Source organism: Micromonospora sp. NPDC020750, from assembly GCF_044334565.1.
Classification (GTDB): Bacteria; Actinomycetota; Actinomycetes; order Mycobacteriales; family Micromonosporaceae; genus Micromonospora.
The window spans coordinates 215,007-236,071 of sequence record NZ_JBIRTH010000009.1; the positions used below are offsets into that span (position 1 = coordinate 215,007).

General features: G+C 74.3%; 17 protein-coding genes and 1 pseudogene. 4 read left to right on the plus strand and 14 right to left on the minus strand.

The window, feature by feature from the left end:
* Window positions 1–59 precede the first annotated feature (59 nt).
* Genes ACH4T9_RS26080 through ACH4T9_RS26090 form a run of 3 tightly spaced genes read right to left on the minus strand, consistent with a single transcriptional unit; the run spans window position 60 to window position 2,844 of the window.
* The gene (locus ACH4T9_RS26080; protein ID WP_396673971.1) at window positions 60–653 is read right to left on the minus strand and encodes a GNAT family N-acetyltransferase; all 594 of its coding nucleotides are present in this window, start codon (window positions 651–653) and stop codon (window positions 60–62) included.
* Entirely contained in the window at window positions 650–2,176 is a 1,527-nt protein-coding gene (locus tag ACH4T9_RS26085; protein WP_396673972.1) for an APC family permease, read from the minus strand. Before ACH4T9_RS26085 ends, ACH4T9_RS26080 begins: the two co-directional genes overlap by 4 nt.
* A gap of 41 nt (window positions 2,177–2,217) precedes the next feature.
* Entirely contained in the window at window positions 2,218–2,844 is a 627-nt protein-coding gene (locus tag ACH4T9_RS26090; protein WP_396673973.1) for a GPP34 family phosphoprotein, read from the minus strand.
* 305 nt (window positions 2,845–3,149) lie between these two features.
* Here ACH4T9_RS26090 and hrpB point away from each other — a divergent pair, with 305 nt between their 5' ends.
* Entirely contained in the window at window positions 3,150–5,684 is a 2,535-nt protein-coding gene (hrpB, locus tag ACH4T9_RS26095) for an ATP-dependent helicase HrpB (protein ID WP_396673974.1), read from the plus strand.
* A gap of 15 nt (window positions 5,685–5,699) precedes the next feature.
* Here the strand turns inward: hrpB and ACH4T9_RS26100 are convergent, their stop codons facing one another.
* Window positions 5,700–6,428 carry a PP2C family protein-serine/threonine phosphatase gene (locus ACH4T9_RS26100; protein WP_396673975.1) on the minus strand — a complete coding sequence of 243 codons (729 nt, stop codon included), beginning with the start codon at window positions 6,426–6,428 and terminating at the stop codon, window positions 5,700–5,702.
* A 220-nt stretch (window positions 6,429–6,648) separates the two neighbouring features.
* Between ACH4T9_RS26100 and ACH4T9_RS26105 the strand changes: the two genes are divergently transcribed.
* Window positions 6,649–9,270, plus strand: a complete 2,622-nt coding sequence (locus ACH4T9_RS26105) for a glycoside hydrolase family 9 protein (RefSeq protein WP_396673976.1) — start codon at window positions 6,649–6,651, stop codon at window positions 9,268–9,270.
* A gap of 815 nt (window positions 9,271–10,085) precedes the next feature.
* On the opposite strand, the gene ACH4T9_RS26110 is transcribed toward ACH4T9_RS26105, so the two are convergent.
* Together ACH4T9_RS26110 and ACH4T9_RS26115 are read right to left on the minus strand one after the other, a co-directional pair.
* The gene (locus ACH4T9_RS26110) at window positions 10,086–10,808 is read right to left on the minus strand and encodes a S1 family peptidase (RefSeq protein WP_396674070.1); all 723 of its coding nucleotides are present in this window, start codon (window positions 10,806–10,808) and stop codon (window positions 10,086–10,088) included.
* Between the two features lie 3 nt (window positions 10,809–10,811).
* Window positions 10,812–11,219, minus strand: a pseudogene (locus ACH4T9_RS26115) (snapalysin family zinc-dependent metalloprotease); the annotation flags it as partial.
* Window positions 11,220–11,561: 342 nt separating this feature from the next.
* Here ACH4T9_RS26115 and ACH4T9_RS26120 point away from each other — a divergent pair.
* Entirely contained in the window at window positions 11,562–12,836 is a 1,275-nt protein-coding gene (locus ACH4T9_RS26120) for an MFS transporter (RefSeq protein WP_396673977.1), read from the plus strand.
* Between the two features lie 111 nt (window positions 12,837–12,947).
* On the opposite strand, the gene ACH4T9_RS26125 is transcribed toward ACH4T9_RS26120, so the two are convergent.
* The 5 genes from ACH4T9_RS26125 to ACH4T9_RS26145 are packed head-to-tail and all read right to left on the minus strand — an operon-like array spanning window position 12,948 to window position 17,503.
* Window positions 12,948–13,205 carry a UBP-type zinc finger domain-containing protein gene (locus tag ACH4T9_RS26125; protein WP_396673978.1) on the minus strand — a complete coding sequence of 86 codons (258 nt, stop codon included), beginning with the start codon at window positions 13,203–13,205 and terminating at the stop codon, window positions 12,948–12,950.
* Window positions 13,205–14,776 carry a Na+/H+ antiporter gene (locus ACH4T9_RS26130; protein ID WP_396673979.1) on the minus strand — a complete coding sequence of 524 codons (1,572 nt, stop codon included), beginning with the start codon at window positions 14,774–14,776 and terminating at the stop codon, window positions 13,205–13,207. The genes ACH4T9_RS26125 and ACH4T9_RS26130 overlap by 1 nt, the downstream gene beginning before the upstream one ends.
* Before the next feature lie 37 nt (window positions 14,777–14,813).
* A complete protein-coding gene (locus tag ACH4T9_RS26135; RefSeq protein ID WP_396673980.1) occupies window positions 14,814–15,776 on the minus strand; it encodes a TIGR03885 family FMN-dependent LLM class oxidoreductase in 963 nt (320 codons plus the stop codon).
* Window positions 15,777–15,814: 38 nt separating this feature from the next.
* On the minus strand, window positions 15,815–17,227 hold the full coding sequence (locus tag ACH4T9_RS26140) for an NADP-dependent succinic semialdehyde dehydrogenase (RefSeq protein WP_396673981.1): 1,413 nt from the start codon (window positions 17,225–17,227) through the stop codon (window positions 15,815–15,817).
* Window positions 17,228–17,239: 12 nt separating this feature from the next.
* Window positions 17,240–17,503, minus strand: coding sequence for a DUF6343 family protein (locus ACH4T9_RS26145; protein WP_396673982.1), 264 nt, complete (start codon window positions 17,501–17,503; stop codon window positions 17,240–17,242).
* Window positions 17,504–17,681: 178 nt separating this feature from the next.
* Here ACH4T9_RS26145 and ACH4T9_RS26150 point away from each other — a divergent pair, with 178 nt between their 5' ends.
* Window positions 17,682–18,530, plus strand: a complete 849-nt coding sequence (locus tag ACH4T9_RS26150) for a GDSL-type esterase/lipase family protein (RefSeq protein ID WP_396674071.1) — start codon at window positions 17,682–17,684, stop codon at window positions 18,528–18,530.
* Window positions 18,531–18,636: 106 nt separating this feature from the next.
* Here ACH4T9_RS26150 and ACH4T9_RS26155 read toward each other — a convergent pair whose 3' ends face one another.
* The 3 genes from ACH4T9_RS26155 to ACH4T9_RS26165 all read right to left on the minus strand — a co-directional run bounded on the left by ACH4T9_RS26155 (window position 18,637) and on the right by ACH4T9_RS26165 (window position 20,684).
* The gene (locus ACH4T9_RS26155; protein WP_396673983.1) at window positions 18,637–19,398 is read right to left on the minus strand and encodes an EcsC family protein; all 762 of its coding nucleotides are present in this window, start codon (window positions 19,396–19,398) and stop codon (window positions 18,637–18,639) included.
* A gap of 47 nt (window positions 19,399–19,445) precedes the next feature.
* A complete protein-coding gene (locus tag ACH4T9_RS26160; RefSeq protein ID WP_201754126.1) occupies window positions 19,446–19,592 on the minus strand; it encodes a hypothetical protein in 147 nt (48 codons plus the stop codon).
* 105 nt (window positions 19,593–19,697) lie between these two features.
* Window positions 19,698–20,684 carry a peptidase M23 gene (locus ACH4T9_RS26165; protein WP_396673984.1) on the minus strand — a complete coding sequence of 329 codons (987 nt, stop codon included), beginning with the start codon at window positions 20,682–20,684 and terminating at the stop codon, window positions 19,698–19,700.
* Between the last annotated feature and the right edge of the window lie 381 nt (window positions 20,685–21,065).

Here is a 21,065-nt window from a genome sequence, read left to right on the forward strand (position 1 = left end):
AGGCCCGGTCGGCGATGCGCCGACCGGGCCTTCCTCGTGCCGGCCCTTCCCGCGCCGGGTCAGGCCCCCGCCGGCTCCCGCCACATCGGGTAGAACGGGGTGCCGTCCGGCAGCCGGAAGCTCTCCCGCGCCCGATAGCCGTGCCGGGCGTACAGGTCCCGGCCGATCTCGCTGCTCGCCTCCAGGTAGCCCGGCACCCCGTCGGCATCCAGCCTGGCATGGTGGTGCCGCAGCAATGCGGAGCCGAGCCCCTGCCCCTGCCGGTCCGGCGCGACGGCGAGGAAGGCCAGGTGGTGGTGGTCGGCGTGCGGGTGGTTGGCGGCGAACAGCATGTCGAGGTGCCGGAACCGCTCGACCCACTTCCCGCAGGCGGCGGCCAGCCGGGCGTCGTAGTCCACCGGCGGCGGGACCTCGTCGCCGACCTGCGCAAACCACACGGCCACCGCCGCCCGGTCCGCGGTGGCGTACACGTGGCCGTGCACCATCGCGTGCCCGACGAGGATCTCGAAGTTGTCGGCCAGCACGGCCTCCCGCTCGGAGTCGTCCGGCACCAGCCACCGGGTCGCCGGGAGCACCAGGAACGCCCGGGCGATCCGCTCGGCCACCAGCCGGGTCCCGGCCGCGCCGAGGCGGTCGACGCGCACGTCGCTCACCGCCGACTCCCCGCCCCCACCGGGGCCTGCTCACCGGCGGGATCCGGCGTGACCAGCATGGCCGCGCTCTCCGCGCCCATTCCGATCCGGGCGTAGGCGTCCGGCCGTCTGCCACGCAGCACCAGCGCCCAGTGCAGGCCGAGCAGCGCCACCACCGGGAACGCCGCCGGAACCGCCCAGCGCAACGGTGAGTCGGGCGCCACGCCGAGCAGGACAGCGAAGTTGTCCAACGCCACGACGATGATGGCGACCAGCGCCACGGCGGCCAGCCCGGGGGCGATCAACCGCCGCCACAGGCTCTCCTCGACGCGGGTGCGGGCGAAGTACACCATCACCGCGATGGAGGTGGTGGCGATCAGCAGCAGCACGCCGAAGCCGCCGCCGACGCCGGTGTAGTAGAAGAGCTGGCGCACCGGGTCCCAGCCGTTGATCGCGTACAGCAGGATCACCAGCAGGCCGAGGACGCTCTGCGCGAGCGAGGCCACCCGGGGCGACCCGGTGCGCGGCGAGGTCCGCCCGAACGCCTCCGGCAGCACCCGCTCCCGGCCGAGCGCGAAGATGTACCGGGCGGTGGTGTTGTGGAACGAGATCATCGCGGCCAGGACGGAGGTCATGAACAGCGCCTGGCCGATGGCGACGGCGGTGTCGCCGAGGTGCGCCCCGGCCAGGTTGAAGATCAGCTCGACGCTCTGCTCGCCGGCCTGCGCGGAGACCTGGTCCGGGCCGGTGGCCACGGTCATGGTCCACGACGACAGGGCGTAGATCCCGGCGATGACGGCCACCGACAGGTAGGTGGCCCTCGGGACGGTGCGCTTCGGGTCCTTGCTCTCCTCGCTGAACACCACCGCGGACTCGAAGCCGACGAAGCCGGTCGCGGCGATCACCAGCAGCGCGCCCGCGCCCGGGACGAACAGGCTCTCCGGGGAGAGGGCGGCGAAGCTGGCCGAGCCGCCCGCCGGGTGGCTGAGCTGCCCCAGGTCGAACACGAGGATCACCACGATCTCGGCGACCAGCAGCACCGCGAGCACCATGCCGTTGACGTCGATCCGGAGCAGGCCGAGCACGGCGACCATGGCCCAGGCGGCCAGCGCCACCACCCACCAGGCCGGATCGACGTCGAAGAGCCGTTGCAGCACCGGGGAGGCCGCCGCTCCGATCGCGCCGTACAGCCCGACCTGGAGGGCGTTGTACGACATCATGGCGATCCAGGCCGCGCCGACGCCGGCCGGCCGGCCCAGCCCCCGGGAGACGTACGCGTAGAACGCACCGGCGTTCTCCACCCGGCGGGCCATCGCCACGTAGCCGACGGAGAACAGGGCGAGCACCGCCCCGACCACCAGGAAGGCCAGCGGCATGCCGGTGACGCCGGTGACGGCGTACCCGGTGGTGACCACGCCGGCCACCACGGTCAGCGGGGCGGCCGCGGACAGCACGAAGAAGATCACCGACGGCACACCGAGCCGACCGCGGGCCAACGCGTCGGAGACGTTGCTCGGTCGTTGGACGGTCGCTGTTGGGGACATTGGGGTGCTCCGGTTCCAGGGAGGGGTGAGGGCCCGGCCGGTCAGGGCATGCCGCGCAGCACCGACGCGCCCACGGCGGCCTCGGCGTGCGCGACGAGCTCCTTCAGCGGCGGGGGCAACGCGGGGATGAGGACGCCGAGCCGGTGGTGGGCGCGGGGGTTCGCGCTCCACAGCACCTCGCGGGTGAGCCCGGCGGCCGAAACCAGGCCGAAGAGCAGCGCGTCCGGCACGGCCGGCGGCTCCGGCCGGTCCAGCAGGGCCCGCAGCCGGGTGGCCGGCCAGGCCACCGCGTTCAGGTCGATCGGTACGTAGCCGATGGTGGTGCGCAGCAGACGGCGGTTCTCCTGCCGGTGCAGCACCCCGGCCCGGGCCAGCCGCTCCGCCACCGACGTTGCCGCGGACTGCCCGAGGAAGCTCAGCCAGGTGCGGACCGCCTGGTGCTGGGACTCGCCGATCAGCTGGTCCAGAACGGTGTGCGCCAAGGCGTCGGCCGGCGGGCGGCGGTCCATCACCGTCACGTTGCCGGCGCTGACGGTGATCCGGCCGGACAGGACCAGCTCGCCGAGGAGACCGGCCGCCAGGCAGATGCCCACCGCGCTGGGGTGCAGCTTCGCCCGGCCCCGGCTGTCGTTGTGGGCGATCAGATAGAACTCGTCGGCGGTGAGCAAACGAGCCTCCCGAACGGATTGTCCACAACAGATCAACGCCGGGTGAAAGGATGCACGCCCTCTGTTTGCAACGCAACTCCCGGTCTTGGCAGTTGCACTCCGTGCACATGCGACCTGCGGATCTTGTCGGGACCGACTCGGAGGGTGACCGCCGACCCGATCGTCCGCGCCGCGCCGGCGCTCCACCGGGTCGCCGGGGACGACGCCGAGGCCTTGATCGAGAGCGCCACGCGGCGCACCCACCCGCCGGCCTCGACGCGGTACGCCCCGACGGACGCCCGCGCCGTCGGTGCGACAGTAGGTAGGTGCTCGACGACGTACCCCTCGACCTGCCGGTCCGGCCCGTGCTGCCGGCGCTGCTCGACGCGCTGCGCGCGGCCGGCGGCGCGGTCCTCGTGGCGCCCCCGGGCACCGGGAAGACCACCCTCGCCCCGCTGGCCGTGGCCGGGGCGGTCGCCGGCCGGGTGGTGATCGCCCAGCCCCGCCGGGTGGCCGCCCGCGCGGCGGCGCACCGGATGGCCGCCCTGCTCGGCGAGCGGGTCGGCGACCGGATCGGGTACGCGGTGCGCGGCGAGCGCCGGGTCGGCCCCGCCACCCGGGTCGAGGTGGTCACCACCGGCCTGCTGGTACGCCGGCTGCACCATGACCCGGAGCTGCCCGGGGTCGGCGCGGTGCTGCTGGACGAGTGCCACGAGCGGCAGCTCGACGCCGACCTGGCGCTGGCGTTCACCGTCCAGGCGCGGGCGACACTGCGCCCCGACCTGTGGCTGGCCGCCATGTCGGCCACCCCGGACGCGGACCGGTTCGCCGAGCTACTCGGTGCCGACGGCACGCCGGCCCCGGTGGTCCGGGCCGCCTCGGCCCTGCACCCGGTGACCCGGGTCTGGGCCCCGCCGCCCCGGCCGGTCACCCCTTCCGGGGCCGGCCGCGTCGACCCGGCGCTGCTGGACCACGTCGCGGCGACCGTACGCCGGGCCCTGGCCGAGCGGGACGGGGACGTGCTGGTCTTCCTGCCCGGGGTGGGCGAGATCGCGGCCGTGACCCGCCGACTGGCCGACCTGCGTGGCTCCGTCGCCCTGCTGCCGCTGCACGGCCGGCTGCGCGGGGCGGAGCAGGACGCCGCGCTGCGTCCCGCCGATCGGCGACGGGTGGTGCTGGCCACCGCCGTGGCGGAGAGCAGCCTCACCGTCCCCGGGGTCCGGACGGTGGTCGACGCCGGGCTCGCCCGGGTGCCCCGGGTGGACCTGGCCCGAGGGCTGGGCGCGCTGGTCACGGTGCCGGTGTCCCGGGCCGCCGCCACCCAGCGGGCCGGCCGGGCCGGCCGGGAGGCCCCCGGGCACGTGTACCGGTGCTGGTCGGAGGCCACCCATGCCCGGCTCGCCGCGCAGCCGGAGCCGGAGATCGCCACCGCCGACCTCACCGGGTTCGCCCTGGAGCTGGCCGCCTGGGGCGAGCCGGACGGCAGCGGACTGGCCCTGCCCGACCCCCCGCCGGCCGCCGCGATGACGGTCGCCCGGGAGACCCTGACCACCCTCGGCGCGCTGGACGCGGCCGGCCGGATCACCGCCCGGGGGCGGGCGATCGCCGGCGCGGGGGCGCATCCCCGGCTGGCCCGGGCCCTGCTGGACGGAGCAGCGGTGGTCGGTGCCGACCGGGCCGCCGAGGTGGTGGCGCTGCTCGCCGAGGACACCGCCGCCGGGCCGGGCGACGACCTGACCGCCGGGTGGCGCCGGCTGCGCTCGGGTGCCGACCCGGGTGCCACGGCCCGCTGGCGTGCCGAGGTACGCCGGCTCCGCACCGCCCTGCCCCCCGGGAAGGACGGCCGCGCGTCCGCCCGGGAACGTGGGGAGGGCCGGCTGCCCGACGATCTCGCCGCCGGGCTGCTGGTCGGGCTGGCGTACCCGGAGCGGCTGGCCCGGGTGCGCCGGGCCGGCGGGTCGGCGTACCTGATGGCGGGCGGAACCGAGGCGGAGCTGGCGCCGGGCTCGGGGCTGGCCGGCGCGACGTGGCTGGCCATCGCGGTGGCCGATCGCTCCCCCGGCGCGCCGACCGCCCGGGTCCGGCTGGCCACCGGCCTGGACGAGGCGACCGCCCGCGAGGCCGGCGGCCCGCTGCTACGTTCCGCGCGGGAGGTGACCTGGTCCGGCGGCGACGTGGTGGCCCGGGAGGTGGTCCGGCTCGGCGCGATCGAGCTGGTCGCCCGGGCGCTGGTCCGGCCGGAGCCGGCGCTGGTGGCCGCGGCGCTGCGCGACGGGCTGCGCCGCGGCGGCCTGACGCTGCTGACCTGGACTCCGGCCGCGCGGGCGCTGCGCGAGCGGATGGCGTTCTGCCGGCATGCCCTCGGCCCGGACTGGCCGGACGTGGGCGACGAGGCGCTGCTCGCCGGGGTGGAAGCCTGGCTCGGCCCGGAGCTGGCCGCCGCCCGACGCCGGGCCGACCTGGCCCGGGTCGACGTGACCGCCGCCCTGCGTAGGCTGCTGCCCTGGAAGCAGGCCGCCCGGCTCGACGAGCTGGCCCCGGAGCGGCTCGCCGTGCCCAGCGGCTCCCGGGTCCGGGTGGACTACGCCGACCCGGCCGCCCCGGTCCTGGCGGTGAAGCTCCAGGAGACCTTCGGCTGGGCCGAGGCGCCCCGGATCGCCGACGGTCGGGTGCCGGTGCTGCTGCACCTGCTCTCCCCCGCCGGCCGGCCGGTGGCGGTCACCGCGGACCTGGCGTCGTTCTGGCGTACCGGCTATCCGCAGGTCCGTGCCGAGCTGCGCGGGCGCTACCCCCGGCACCCCTGGCCGGAGGACCCGACCACGGCCGAGCCCACCCGCCGGGCCGCCCCGCGCCGCCGCTGAGCCGCCGCACCCGGGTCAGTCCTCGTCGACCACGTCGGCGACGACGACGGTGATGTTGTCGGGGCCGCCGGCGTGTAACGCCAGATCGATCAGCCGCCGGGCGCACCCGTCCCGGTCCGGGTGGGCGCCGAGCACCTCGGCGAGGGTGTCCGGGCGGACCACGTTGGACAACCCGTCGCTGCACAGCAGCCACCGGTCGCCGGCCCGGGGCACCATCGTCGCGTACGCCGGGGAGACCTGCTCGCCCTGCAACGCCTGGGTGACCACGGCCCGGCGGGGATGGCTCGCGGCCTGGTCGGCGGTGATCACGCCCTGGTCGACGAGCATCTGCACGAAGGTGTCGTCCCGGGTGATCTGCTTGAGCACCCCCTCCCGGTAGAGGTAGGCGCGGGAGTCCCCGACGTGGGCAAGGGCGAGGCAGCTTCCGGTTCGGGCGAAGAGCAGGGCGGTCAGGGTGGTGCCCATGCCCTGCCGCTCCGGGTCCTCCCGCACCGCCTCGCGGATCCCCGCGGTCGCCAGCTCGATCCCGCTCTGCAGGGCGGCGACCAGGGCGTCCTCCGGGGTCGCCAGGTCCAGCGGCCCGATCGCGTCGATCGCGATCCGGCTGGCCAGGTCGCCGGCTGCCATCCCGCCCATGCCGTCGGCGACGGCGACGAGCCAGGTGCCGGAGTGCAGGGCGTCCTGGTTGCCGCTGCGAATCAGCCCGCGGTCACTCACCCCTACGGAACGCAGCTTCAGGGTCATGGGAGGCAGCCTGCCAGTTGGAGGGCGCAGTTGTCTCTAGGAGATCGCCACGACGTCGCGTGGCGCGGCGAATCTCACGTGGCGGACCGGACCAGGGGTGTGAACGGGTCCAGTTTATTCAGCATCCTCAATTGACACGGCGGACACCCGCTGGAAATATCGGAGCGATACTGGGAGCGCTCCCAGAGCCGGCGCAGCCCGTCCCCCGGAAGGAACCCCCGTGACGCCACCCCGACGCCACCGACGCCGCCTCGCGGCACTCGCCGCGGCGACCACCCTGGCCCTCACCGGCACCACCGCCGGCACGGCCCACGCCGAGGTCCCACCGGACGCCCCCGAGCAGCTGAAGAACGGCGACTTCGGCGCGGGCGTCGCCCCCTGGTTCTCCTACGGCACCGGCCCGCTCGGCGTCACCGACGGCCGGCTCTGCGCCACCGTCCCCGGCGGGCTGGCCAACCCCTGGGACGCCGGCATCGGCCAGGACGCCGTGCCGCTGAAAGCCGGCGCCGAGTACGAGTTGGCCTTCGACATCTCCGCCACCCCCGGGGCGAACGTCAAGGCCGTCCTCCAGCTCGGCGCCGCCCCCTACACGCAGTACGCCAGTGTGGACGCCGCCGCCACCAGCGGCAGCCAGCACTTCACCAAGACCTTCACCGCCGGCGAGGACAACCCGGGCGCGCAGCTCATCTTCCAGGTCGGCGGTGCCGCCGCCGAGCAGACGGTCTGCCTGGACAACGTCTCGCTACGCGGCGGCGAGCCGCCCGAGCCGTACGAGCCGGACACCGGCCCCCGGGTACGGGTGAACCAGGTCGGCTACCTGCCCGGCGGCCCCAAGAACGCCACCGTGGTCACCGAGGCCACCGGCCCCCTCGACTGGCAGCTCCGCTCCGCCTCCGGCGTCGTGGTGGCCGGCGGGCGAAGCACCCCGCGCGGGGTCGACGAGGCGTCCGGCCAGAACGTGCAGACGGTCGAATTCTCCGCCTACCGCACCCCGGGCACCGGCTACACCCTGGTCGCCGACGGCGAGACCAGCCACCCGTTCGACATCTCCGGCACGCTCTACGACAAGCTGCGCGCCGACGCCCTCCAGTTCTTCTACGTCCAGCGCAGCGGCATCGCCATCGACGGCGACCTGGTCGGCGACGAGTACGCCCGCCCCGCCGGCCACCTCGGCGTCGCCCCCAACCAGGGCGACACCAGCGTGCCCTGCCAGCCGGGGGTCTGTGACTACTCCCTCGACGTGCGCGGCGGCTGGTACGACGCGGGCGACCACGGCAAGTACGTGGTCAACGGCGGCATAGCCACCTACCAGCTCCTGAACACCTTCGAGCGGACCAAGACGGCGGCCACGGCCGACGCCGGCGCGGGTCTGGCCGACGGTTCGCTGCGGGTGCCCGAGCGCGGCAACGGCGTGCCGGACGTCCTCGACGAGGCCCGCTGGGAGTTGGAGTTCCTGCTGCGCATGCAGGTGCCGGCCGGCAAGCCGCTGGCCGGGATGGCCCACCACAAGATCCACGACAGGAACTGGACCGGCCTGCCGCTCGACCCGGCCGCCGACCCACAGCCGCGCGAACTGCACCCGCCGTCCACGGCCGCCACCCTCAACCTGGCCGCCGTCGCCGCCCAGTGCGCCCGGCTGTTCGCCCCGTACGACGCGGCGTTCGCCACCCGCTGCGGCACCGCCGCGAGGACCGCGTACGCGGCGGCCAGGGCCCACCCGGCGGTGTACGCCAGCCCGGCCGACTCCACCGGCGGCGGCGCGTACGACGACACCGACGTCAGCGACGAGTTCTACTGGGCCGCTGCGGAGCTGTACCTGACCACCGGCCAGCCGACGTACCTGACCGACGTGACCGCCTCCAGGCACCACACCGGCGCGGTCTTCGGCGACCAGGGCTTCGGCTGGCAGGGCGTCGCCGCGCTGGGCCGGCTCGACCTGGCCACCGTGCCGAGCGGCCTGCCCACCGCCGACCGGAACCGGGTGCGCGCCTCGGTGACCGCCGCCGCCGACCGCTACCTGGAGATCCTGCGCGGCCAGGCGTACGGGCTGCCGATGCCCGGCGACGCGGCCAGCTACTTCTGGGGCGGCAACGGCAACATCGCCAACAACGCGGTCGTGCTGGGCACCGCCTTCGACCTGACCCGGGACGCGAAGTACCGGGACGGGGCGGTGCAGGCGGCGGACTACCTGTTCGGCCGAAACGCGCTCAACATCTCGTACGTGACCGGGTGGGGCGAGCACGCCGCGCGGAACCAGCACAGCCGGATGTTCGGCAACCAGTTCGACCCGACCCTGCCGAACCCGCCGGCCGGCTCGCTGGCCGGTGGCGCGAACGCCGCCCTCCAGGACCCGTTCTCGGCGAACCTGCTGGCCGGCTGCGAGCCGCAGTTCTGCTACATCGACGACATCAACTCGTACTCGACGAACGAGGTGGCGATCAACTGGAACTCGGCGCTGGCCTGGCTGGCCTCGTTCCTCGCCGACCAGGACGACGCGGCGGCCGTGCCGGCCCCGACCTGCGCCGTGTCGTACACCAACCACGGCGCCTGGTCCGGCGGCACCGGGTTCACCGCCCAGGTGACCATCCGTAACACGGGCCCCGCCGCGGTGAACGGCTGGACCGCCCGGTTCGCGTTCACCGGCGACCAGCGGGTGCGCGAGGCGTGGATGGCGAGGGTGACCCAGTCCGGGGCCACGGTGACCGCGAAGAACGAGTCGTACAACGCCCGGATCGCCCCGGGCGCCACCGCGATGTTCGGCTTCAACGCGACCACCGCCGGCGGCGCCAACCCCGCCCCCGGCCTGGTAACGGTCAACGGCTCCCCCTGCACCCTGTCCTGACCCACCCCACCCCGGGCCGGCGCGGCGCGACCGCCGCGCCGGCCCGGCCCGCTCCGAGAACTGGAAGAGGCTCGTACATTGCGCTTCACAGTGGCCAACCAGGGTCGCCGTGCGGATGCTGGCGGACGGCTGCGGAAGTCGGCGGCTGCGGTAAAGGCGTCCAGTACGGCGACGGTGCCCCGGATACGGAGAACTGCCAGCCTTCGTCGGCGCAGGCGCCGGTCCGCGCAAGTTCACGGAATTAGTGGCCTTTCCGCCCTGCAGGGCCACGAATTCCGTGTATTTGCGCGGATCATTCGGCGCGGCGGCTCTCGGAAGCGGCGGGTGGGGGGTGACCCGAGGCCCTGGTTAGGGCCTCGGTCTGGCCGGTCCTGCGTTATGTCCTTTCTCCCGCACATGCCCCGGGAGGTCGCCGCTACGCCGCCCCGCACAGCGGACAGTCGGGCGGCGGCCTGACGAATGCCCCCCCGGCCGGGGAACCTGCCCTTCGGCCCCTATGGAGCTGCCCCGTCCACGCTCCCGCTCCATCGACAGCACAAACGGGGCAGCTCCATAGGGACCAACGCAGGGCAGGCCGACCCGGCAAAGGCCGACCCGGCAGGGCCGATGGTGTCGGCAGCGCGCGTATCCCCCGAGGCCACCTCGATCCGCTGGAGCGCAACCAGTTCCCCCGCCGTCGCGGCCCGCACCGTATCCATGCCCGACACCCCAGCACCGCCCCCGGCGGCGACAACGGGTTTTCGCCGTGCATGCGGTGGGGCGCCCGCTCCCGGCAGGAGCGGGCGCCCCGGTGCTGACCGGTGGCGCGGTGCGGGTCAGGCGACGGGGAGGCCGCCGACCTGGGTGTTGATCCAGGTGCGGATCGACGGCAGGTCACCGTAGATGGACGGGCCGGTGGCGCAGGTGGGGTTGTTGTTGCCTGCCCGGCTGGTCGCGCCGATCAGGTTCCACACGCCGTTGACCTTGCGGACCTGGGGACCGCCGGAGTCGCCGTAGCAGGCGCCGGCGACGCCGCCGGTGTTGTTGGTGCAGATCTCGTACGTGGCGTTGATGCCGCTGCACCGGCTGTCGGCCACGATCGAGGTGTCCAGTTCCCGGGCCACGGTCGGCGCGGAGCCGCAGCCGGACGTCGGGCAGGTCTGGCCCCAGCCGATGATCCGGGTGGCGGTGCCCACCGCTCCCGAGGTGGTCGGGATCGTGGCCGGCGCGTGGCTGACCGAGCTGGCGAGCTGGAACAGCTTGACGTCGATCGACGGGTGGTTGACCGCCCTGCTCACCGCGGCGACGGTGCCGCCGCTGGTGCGGTTGGTGCTGCCCACCCGCACCGAGGCCGGCGTCGGGCAGTGCTTCGCGGTGACCACCCAGTTGGCCTTGATCAGCGAGGCGGTGCAGCCGGAGCTGTACACCAGGAAGGAGTAGTTCTCCGAGGCGGTGACGCCGCCGACGACGTTCGGCGAGATGTCCCCGTCGGCCTCCTCGCCGTTCCAGACGTACGTCTTCTCGGCGGTCGACCCGGCGGCGAGGCTGCCGGCGAACAGCGAGTTGACCCGGGACGCCTCGGCGGCGCTGGGGTTCGCGTTGGCGCAGGAGACCGGCGCGCTGCTGCCGGACATCAGGTCGGTGCAGAGCCCGGTACGGTTGTCGGGCAGGCCGAGGATGTGGCCGATCTCATGGGTGGCGATCCGGGTCCGGTTGTACCCCTGGTTCACCGCCTGCCAGCCCATCCACACCCGGCCGTTGCCGAGCGAGGTCGTCTGCGCCCGGGGCCAGCCGGCGTCGACGTAGATGGTGATGTTGCCCGGGGTGGCCGGCAGCAGCCGGACGGTGCTGACCTTGCCGTTCCAGATCTGGGCGGCCTGGTCGAAGTTGGTACGGAACTCGCCGGCCCGGCTCGCGTCGTAGTAGACGGTGCGGACGGCGGACGCGCTGGTGCCGGTCGCGGCCAGCATGCCGGCCGCGGACAGGACCACCGCGGCTACGGCTCCCACCGTGCGCAGCAGGTGTCGTCGGATCACACGCACTCCTCTGGATCACGGCGGCGCTGCCGCCTCCATCGATGTGCGTCGACAATAAATCGGCCTTGGTCTATCCGGCGCATAACGGTTGCGTCATACGAGCCGTGTCGGGGGATCGTGATCGTCCGACGATTGCGGAGACGAGACGCCGGGCGATGTCCTCGCCGACGAAGAAGACGATCATGAGGGGAACGGCCGACCAGTCGGGTGTCCACTGTGATCGGAGTCGCGGCCGGCGGGGCATCGCCGCACGGCGTCCCGCCCTACGGTCGGGGGATGACGTGGTGGGCGGCGGTGTCGCCACTACCGCCCCCGGGGCGACTGCGCACCCTCGCGTGGGCCACCCTGGCCAACACCGTCGGCGTCGGGCTCTGGCTCACCGGCCAGGCGCTCTTCCTCACCCGCGACGTGGGGCTGAGCGCCTCCTCTGTGGGCGTCGGGCTGACCGTGGCCGGCCTCGTCGGGCTGACCGCCAGCGTCCCGCTCGGCGGACTCGCCGACCGGCACGACCCGCGTACGCTGCGGGCCGTCCTCCAGGTGCTCCAGGCCGCCGCCGCGACGGCGTACCTGCTGGTCGACTCGTTCCCGGTCTTCCTGGCCGTCGCCCTGGTCGACGCGCTGCTCGCGTCCGGCAACCTGGCGGTACGGGCCGCGCTGGTCGCCGCCGTAGGCGGCCCCGAGGGGCGGGTGCACGCCTTCGCCACCCTGCGGGCGGTGGCCAACCTGGGCATCGCCGTCGGCGCCGGGCTGGCCGGGTTCGCGCTCGCGGCGGACACCCACCTGGCGTACCAGTTGCTGGTGGTCGGGAACGCGGCGACCTACCTGCTCTCGGCGGCGCTGCTGCTGCGGCTGCCCGCTTTCCCCCCGGCCGGGCGGATCAGGGCATCCCGGCACCAGCGGGGCCGGGCACTGCGGGGCCGGGCACTGCGGGGCCGGGCACTGCGGGGCCGGGCACTGCGCGACGGCCCGTTCCTCGCGGTGAGCCTCGCCTCGGCGGTGCTCTCGCTGCACTACGTGACGCTCACCCTGGTGGTGCCGCTGTGGACGGTGACCCGCACCGGCGCGCCGCCGGCCGTGGTCTCGGCGGTGCTGCTGGTGAACACCGTGCTCACCGTGCTGCTCGCGGTCCCGTTGAGCCGGGGCGCGACGACCGCCGTCCCGGCCGCCGCGACGATGCGCCGCGCCGGCCTGGTGCTGGCCGCCGCCATGCTGCTGTACGCGGCCACGGCCGGCCTGCCGGCCCTGCCGGCGACCGCGCTGCTGCTGCTCGCCACCGCCGTCTTCACCGTCGGCGACATGTGGCACGGCACCGCGGGGGCGAGCCTCGCCTACGACCTGGCCCCGCCCGATGCGATCGGCGCGTACCAGGGCGCGGACGGGCTGCTCGCCGGCCTGGCCCGGGCGGTCGGGCCGGCCCTGCTGACCCTGCTGCTGCTCGACGGCGGGTGGCCCGGCTGGCTTGCCCTGGCCGCGCTGCTGGCTCTGGTCGGCCTGCTCACCCCGACGCTGACCCGCCGCGCCCTCGCCTCCCGCGCCGCGCCGCACGGCTGAGCCATGTCGCACGGCTGAGCCATGTCGCACGGCTGAGCCATGTCGCACGGCTGAGCCGCGCCGCACGGCTGCCGCAGTTGAGGACGAGCACCCGACCCATGACGGGAGGCGTCAGCCGATCTCCTCGTCGACGAAGCACCAGCGCCACGCCTCCCCCGGCTGGATCGAGCGCATCACCGGGTGCCCGGTGGCCTCGAAGTGCTTCGTGGCGTGCTGGTACGGCGAGGAGTCGCAGCAGCCGACCTGCCCACAGGCCAGGCACGCCCGCAGGTGCACCCAGTCGTCGTTGCCGACGGCAACGCAGTCGGGGCACTCCGCCGTGGTCAGCGGCTCGACGGCACCCGCCTCGGTGAGATGCTGGCAGCTCATCAGTCGGTCTCCTGTCGCAGCAACGACTCCTCCAGGTCCAGGTCACGGTAGGCCCGCACCAGCACTTCCTCGGGAATCCGGCCGGCGTCGCGGGCGGCCCGGAACACCTCCCGCTCCGCGTCGATCATCTCCTGCCGCAGCCGACCGTACGCCTGGGACGGGGTTTCCCGAACGGTACCGCCGAGCCGCTCCCAGGCCAGGTTGGTGCGCTCCTCCAGCCCTCGGCGCAGCCGGTCCACGACCGCCTTCGGCGCGCTGTCCGCCAGCGCGTCGAGCCGCTCCCGGGCGGCCCGGCTGGCCTGCTGCTGGACGCCGGCCGCGGAGAGCGCGTCCTGCATCGGGTCGTCCGGCGGCAGCCTGAGCCGGCGGGCCACCGCCGGCAGGGTGGCGCCCTGGGCGACCAGCGTCACCACGATCACCGCGAAGGCCAGCCAGATGAACAGCTGCCGGGGGTAGGGGCGGTCCTGCGCGAGGGTGAGTGGCAGGGCCAGCGCGGCGGCGAGGGTCACCACCCCGCGCATCCCGGCCCAGCCGATGACGATCGGAAACTTCGCCGACGGCCTCGTCTCGCGCTGCCGGACCCGGGGCACCAGCCGGGCAAGGTACGTGGCCGGGAAGATCCAGACGAACCGGGCCAGGACGACGGTCGCCAGCACCGCCGCGGTGATCGCGGTCAGGAAGCCGAGCGGCTCGTCGAGGTCCCGCACCACCTCGCGCAGTTGCAGGCCGACGAGCAGGAAGACCAGCCCTTCCAGCAGGAACCGGGTCAGCCGCCAGAACGCGCCGATCTGAAGGCGGGAGGCCGCCGACATCAGCATCGGCATCCGGTGCCCGATCCCGAGCCCGGTCACCACCACCGCGACCACGCCGGAGGCGTGGATCGCCTCGGCGGCGAAGACCACCGCGAACGGCACGATCAGCGACAGCGCGTTGTCCAGCACGGCGTCGCTGATCCGCTTGTGCAGGAACCCGAAGACCACCACACCGGCCAGCCCGACCAGGATGCCGCCGCCGGTGGCCGCCACCACCTCCCAGGCCACGTCCCCGACCCCGACCGAGGTGCCGATCGTCGCCATCGTGGCCACCCGCAGCAGCACCAGCGCCGTGGCGTCGTTGATCAGGCTCTCGCCCTCGAGGATGGTCACCACCCGGCGCGGCAGCCCGATCCGCCGGGCGATCGCGGTGGCGGCCACCGCGTCGGGCGGGGCCACCACCGCGCCGAGGGCCAGGCAGACCGCGAACGGCACCGCCGGCAGCAGCAGGTGCACGACGAGGCCGACGGCGAACGCCGTGAAGATCACCAGGCCGACGGCGAGCAGCAGGATCGGCCGCAGGTTGAGCCGGAACGCCGGCACCGACGTCTCCAGCGCCGCCACGTACAGCAGCGGCGGCAGGATGCCCACCAGGACCAGATCCGGGTCGAGCCGGACCTGGGGGAAGCCGGGCACGAAGGAGAGCACGAGGCCGACGACCACCAGCAGGATCGGCGCCAGCAGGCCGAGCCTGCGGGCCAACGCCGCGCCGAGCGTCGCGATCGCGAGGAAGACGACGACCTCGAACAGTGACTCCATGGGGTACGAGCCTAGGCCGCGACCCCGTCCGGACGGATCACGCCGCCCGCAGTTTCGGCAGCACCTCGGCGCCGAAGGTGTCGATGAAGGCCCGCTGCTCCTGCCCGACGTGGTGCAGGGCGATCTGGTCGAAGCCCAGCTCCAGGTACTCCTGGAGCCACCCGACGTGCCGGCCGAGGTCGGCGGAGACGTTGACCGTCGAGGTCACCTTCTCCAGCGGCACGTCGGCGGAGACGGCGTCGAAGTGTTCGGCCGTGTCCAGGTCCCAGCAGATCGGCGGAGCGAACACGTTGCTGCGCCACTGGTCGTACGCGAGGGCCTCGGCCTCGGCCTGGTCGGGCGCCCAGCTCACGTGCACCTGGAGGTGCAGCGGCCCCCGACCGCCCGCGTCCCGGTAGGCGTCGATCATCTGTCGCAGGTGACCGGTGGGGGCGTTGACGGTGATCAGCCCGTCGGCCCATTCGGCGCACCAGCGGGCGGTGGCCACGCTGACCGCCGCGCCGATCAGCGCCGGCGGCTGCTCGGGCCGGGTCCACAGCTTCGCCCGGTCGACCGTGACGAGGCCGTCGTGGCTGACCTCCTCGCCGGCCAGCAGCGCCCGGATCACGTCGACGCACTCACGCAGCCGGGCGGTGCGGACGTCCTTGCGCGGCCAGGTGTCCCCCGTGATGTGCTCGTTGCTGGCCTCGCCGGTGCCCAGGGCCGCCCAGAACCGACCCGGGTACATCGCCCCGAGGGTGCCGATCGCCTGCGCGATGATCGCCGGGTGGTACCGCTGGCCGGGGGCGTTGACCACGCCGAAGGGCAGGTTCGTGGCCTGGAGGGCGGCGCCGAGCCAGGACCAGGCGAACCCGGACTGGCCCTGCCGGGCGCTCCACGGGGAGAAGTGGTCCGAGGACATGGCCGCGTCGAAGCCCGCCCGCTCGGCGTGGATCACCGCCTCCAGCAACTTGGCCGGGTGGATCTGCTCGTGGGACGCGTGGAAGCCGAACACCGTCATGACCGCACCTCCTACCCATGACGGTGTCCGGGCAATCGCTACTCGGCGTGCGCCCCGGCGCCGGCCGGGGCCTCGCCCCGGCCCACCCAGACGGTCTTGGTGTTGCAGAACTCGCGCATGCCCAGCGCGGACAACTCCCGGCCGTACCCGGAGTTCTTCACCCCGCCGAAGGGCAGTTCCGGGTACGAGGTGGTCATCCCGTTGATGAAGACGCTGCCGGCGTCCAGGTCGGCGGCGAAGCGCTCCTGCTCGTCCGGGTCGGTGGTCCAGGCGTTGGAGCCGAGGCCGAACGCGGTGCCGTTGGCCACCTCGATGGCCTCGGCGTACGAGGAGACCCGGTAGAGCCCGGCGACCGGCCCGAACACCTCCTCGGTCCACATCCGCATCTGCGGGGTCAGGTCGGTGACCACGGTCGGCGGGTAGAACCAGCCGTCCCCGGCCGGCTTCTCGCCGCCGCACAGCACCGTGGCGCCGTGGTCCACGGCGTCCCGCACCTGGGCGTGGACCTCGTCCCGGCCGCCGGAGCTGGCCAGCGGCCCCACGTCGGTGCCGGCGTCCATCGGGTCGCCGACCCGCAGCGCGGCCATGTTCGCGGCGAACCTCTCGGCGAACGCGTCGAAGACGTCGGTGTGCACGATGAACCGCTTCGCGGCGATGCAGGACTGGCCGTTGTTCTGGCAGCGGGCGGTGGTGGCGACCTCGGCGGCCCGGTCCAGGTCGGCCGAGGGCATCACCACGAAGGGGTCGCTGCCGCCCAGCTCCAGCACGGTCTTCTTCAGCTCCCGGCCGGCGATCTGGGCGATCGACCGGCCGGCGCGCTCGCTGCCGGTGAGGGTGGCGGCGCGCACCCTCGGGTCGCTGAGGATCCGGTCCACCGCGTCCGAGCCGACGAGCAGGGTGGTGAACGCGCCCTCCGCGAAGCCGGCCCGGCGGAACAGGCCCTCCAGGTACAGGGCGGTCTGCGGCACGTTCGAGGCGTGCTTGAGCAGGCCGGTGTTGCCGGCCATCAGCGCCGGGGCGGCGAACCGCATGACCTGCCAGAGCGGAAAGTTCCACGGCATCACCGCCAGCACCGGCCCGATCGGCTGGTACCGGACGAACGCGCGGGTGGCGTTGACGGCGCGGGCGTCGGCCGGCTCGTCGGCGAGCATCCGCTCGGCGTGCGCGGCGTAGAACCGGCAGGCCGACGCGCACTTGGTCACCTCGGCCCGCGCAGCGGCGTACGTCTTGCCCATCTCGGTGGTCATCAGCCGGGCGGTGTCGTCGCGCTCGGCGTCGAGCAGGTCGGCGGCGGCACTCAGCCACCGCCCCCGCTGGGCGACGGTGGTCCGGTGCAGGTCCCGGAAGGCCAGGTCGGCCCGCTCGATCGCCGCGTCGAGCTGCTCGGTCGACATCGGGTCGTACGACTTGAGCACCTGCCCGGTGGCGGGGTTGGTGGTGGCGATGGGCATCTCGTACTCCTGTCACTCGAACAGCGAGTGCCGCGCGCCCGGCTGCTCCCGGCGGCGCGCGGCCCGACGGCGCTGGATGACGAAAAGGTCGACCACGGCGACGGCGGCGAAGACCGCGCAGACCACGCCCAGCCACACCAGGTCGGCCCGGAACGCCAGCACGGCGAAGACCGCCATGGTCACCAGCCCGAAGCCGGCGAGCGCGAGGCGGAGGTTGAGCGCGCTGTACGCGTGGCCCACCGTTCCGCGGGCACGTCGGGGCTGCGATCTCGTCATCCCTGCGAGCTACCCCCGATCGACGCGGTTAACCGACCCGGCCGCACCGCATGCCCATTACCACTCGCTGGGCGACGACGGGGCAAACTGCCGGAAAGCCGACAGGAGGCCACCCCCCGACCCGGTGTCCCGCATAGGGTTACCGCGCTGTCGCACTCCGCCGCGGGACTGGGGAATGATGCCTCGACGCTGGGTCGCCGCGGTCGCCTGCCTGGCGGCCCTGGTCGCGCTCGCCTGTGAGGACGGGGGCAGCGCCCAGCCCCGGCCGTCGGGCGGATCGCCCGCGCCCGGCACGCCGGCCGCGATGGCCGCGCTCGGTGACTCGATCAGCGCCGGCTTCGGCTCCTGCCTGATGCTCAGCTCGTGCGAGCGCAACTCCTGGTCGACCGGGGACGGGCTGCGGGTGGACAGCCACTACCAGCGGCTGGTCGACCGGAACCCGAAGCTGCGCGGGAAGGCGTACAACCACGCCAAGCCGGGCGCGCGGGCCGCGGCGCTGGCCGGGCAGGCCGAGGCGGCGGTACGCGACCGCGCCGACTACGTCACGGTGCTGATCGGCGCGAACGACGTGTGCCGCGACGACGTCGACGCGATGACCCCGGTGGCCACCTTCCGCAGCGAGGTGGACCGGGGCCTGCGGGTGCTGCGCAAGGGTCGCCCGAAGGCGCGGGTGCTGGTGGTCAGCATCCCCGACCTGTACCGGCTGTGGGAGGTCGGGCACACGGACTCCCGGGCGGTGCGGGCCTGGCGGCACGGCATCTGCCCGGCGCTGCTGGCCGACGCGACCTCGACCGCGCCCGCCGACGTGGCCCGCCGGGCCAGGGTGCGGGACCGGATCGACGCCTACAACGCGCAGTTGAAGGCGGCCTGCCGGGCGCACGGTTCGCGGTGCCGGTACGACGGCGGGGCCGTGCACCGGGTGCGCTTCACCCTCGACCTGGTGAACGCGCTGGACTGGTTCCACCCCAACGTCGCCGGGCAGGGCCGGCTGGCCGACGCGACCTGGCGGGCCGCCGGCTTCGACTGAACCCGGGCCCACGATCGTCTGACCCTTACCGGCACCCCGCCCGGCGTGTCACGCCGGTTCCCGTCAGACGATCATGGATCACCGCGAGCCCGAGCCGGCGACGGCGTCAGGTGGGGGAGTCGGTCGGGGGCGTGCTGCGGTAGAGGTGCCGGGAGCGCTCGGCGAGGTCCTTGGTGGCCGACGAGTTGGCCCAGGTGCCGAGGATGATCGCCGCGCCCGGGATCACCTTGGCGAAGACCCGCTTCGCCGCCCGCACCCCGGCCATCTGGGCCAACCGCACGCTCAGCCGGATCATCGCCTTGCCCAGCGCGTTCTGCCCCCCGGAGCCGAACAGCGCCCCGGCCCGTTCCCGCCCGGCAGCCACCCCCAGCGCCAGCCGGGCGGTCCCGGCGACCTTGTGCACCTTCTGCAGCACCAGCAGGTCGGTGGCCCGGTCGGGGTGGGTCGGATCGATCCCGTGGGCCGCCGCGATGTGCAGCACCATCCGGGCCTGCGTCCAGGCCAGCACCCCGACGTCGACCACCGCGCCGGGCAGCCCGGCCGCGCCCGAGACCGCGCCGGAGAGCCGGGCCAGGGTGACGAACTTGCGGACCGCCTGGTCGGCCAGTTCCTCGGCCGGCACGCCCGGCCGCTCCGCCCGCACCCGGGCCGCCCACTGGGCCGCCTCGGGCCCGAGGCGGCGCACCGCCTCCAGGGCGAGGTGCTCCGGGGCGTACTGCGGGTCCTCCCGCATCCGGTCCCAGAGCCGGGCCGGCGGCGCCTCCGGGACGTCCTGGGCGGCGGTGGGGATCACCGCCGGTGGACGCGGCGCGGCCGGCTCCGGGGCGGGGGTGCTGGGCTGGCCGTCGACGGGGGCGGGGTCGGTCACGGAGGCTCCCGGGGGTCGGTGACGTGCGGGTACGACGGCGCCGGCGCTCAGCGCCGGGTGGACAGGCGGGAGGCCAACTGCTTCAGTTTGCGCTGGGTCTCCGGCTTCGCCATCTCACGGCGGCCCCGGTCGACGATCTTCTGTCCCTGCGGGGAGCGGAGGAACCGGCTGATCCGCTGCACCAGTGCTGACATGTCGTCCTCCTGTAGGTTGCCTCCACCATGTGTACCCCGTGGGAGCAACCCCCATGCGTCCACTGTGTTCCTCACTGTGCGTGCCCGGCCCGCGCGGTGATCATTTCACGCGGCCAGGTGCGCGTTGACCACCTCGGTCGCCCGCCACTCGTGCTGGGCGTACAGGTCCGGATACGCGGAGATCTGCACAGCCTGGGCCGCCACGGTCAGCGGCAGGTCACGCCAGCCGGGGATCTGCTGGAGCGCGGCGAGGAACTGCCGGGTGGCGAACGCCGGGTCCATGAGCTGGCCCACCTCGCCCCAGCCGCTGCTGGCCCGCTGCTGGAACAGCCCGACCGAGTCGTGGTCCCAGCCGACCCCCTGGTGCGGGTACTTCTGCGACTCGGGCAGCACGCCGCTGGCCACGTTGTAGAGGTTGCTCTCCTGCATCGCGGTCGCCACGGCGATGACCAGTCCTCTGCGGGGCACCCCCATCGCCTTGCCGGTCCGCACGATCACCTTCGCGTTGGCCATCTGCGCCTTGGTCAGTCCGGCGACCGGGGCGGGATCCGCCGGGCGCGCGGGCCGCTTGCGGGGGGCGGGAGCCCGGGAGGTGTCCGGATCGACGGTGGTGGCGGAGGCGGACGGGGTCGCGGCGGAGGGGCTGACGGTCGCGGACGGGGTCGTCGCGGACACCCGGTCCAGCGACCGGGAAGCGGTGTCGCCGGCGGCACGCCGCTCCAGGTCGGCGCTGGCGACGGCCGCCCGGGCGGCGGTGTCGTCCCGCGTCTCCTGCCGGGCCTGGGCCAGGGCGGCAAGGCCGAGGCAGCAGGTCACGCCGGCGGCCAGGGCGACCACGGTCCGCCCGGGCCGGCGCGACGGGCCGCCCGGGGCGGCGGTACCGGACGCGGAACGGCCGGGGGCGAGCAGGTTACGCAACCGCCCGGGGCGGGTAGTCGTACCGCCAGGGGAAGGAATCCGGTGGCGCTCGGGGCGGGTGCCGTCGGTGGTGGTGGAAGTAGTAGCTGGCCGTTCGGACGAGGTGGTAACGTCCGAACGGCCAGCCGCCACGCCCGGGTTCTGCTGGTCGTCGAGGGTGCCGTCGTCACGCATCCGCCGACACTAGGCGGGACAAATCCGGATGACCCCGGGCCTATGGGTGTCCATCGTCACACTTCCGCCCGCCACGCCGGGCACCCGGGCAGCCGGCGGGCCGCACCGGCACGAGCCGGGCGGACCGGACGAACCTCCGGGGCCGACGGAGGCACACCGAGCCGGGCAGCTAACGCCCACGACGAGCGGGGAGACCGACCTCTCCCCCGTTCGGCCGACACCGGGTCGGCCGTCCGACCCCGGCGGGACGGGCGACGCCGCCGGAAGAGGGCGTTCACCTAATTGTGATCATGAACCTTCCCGTCGGACCGTCGACGCAGGAATGCACGAGGATGGCGGGTACGTTCCCCGAACCGGGGGCTGTGCGCGGCACGGCGCCCC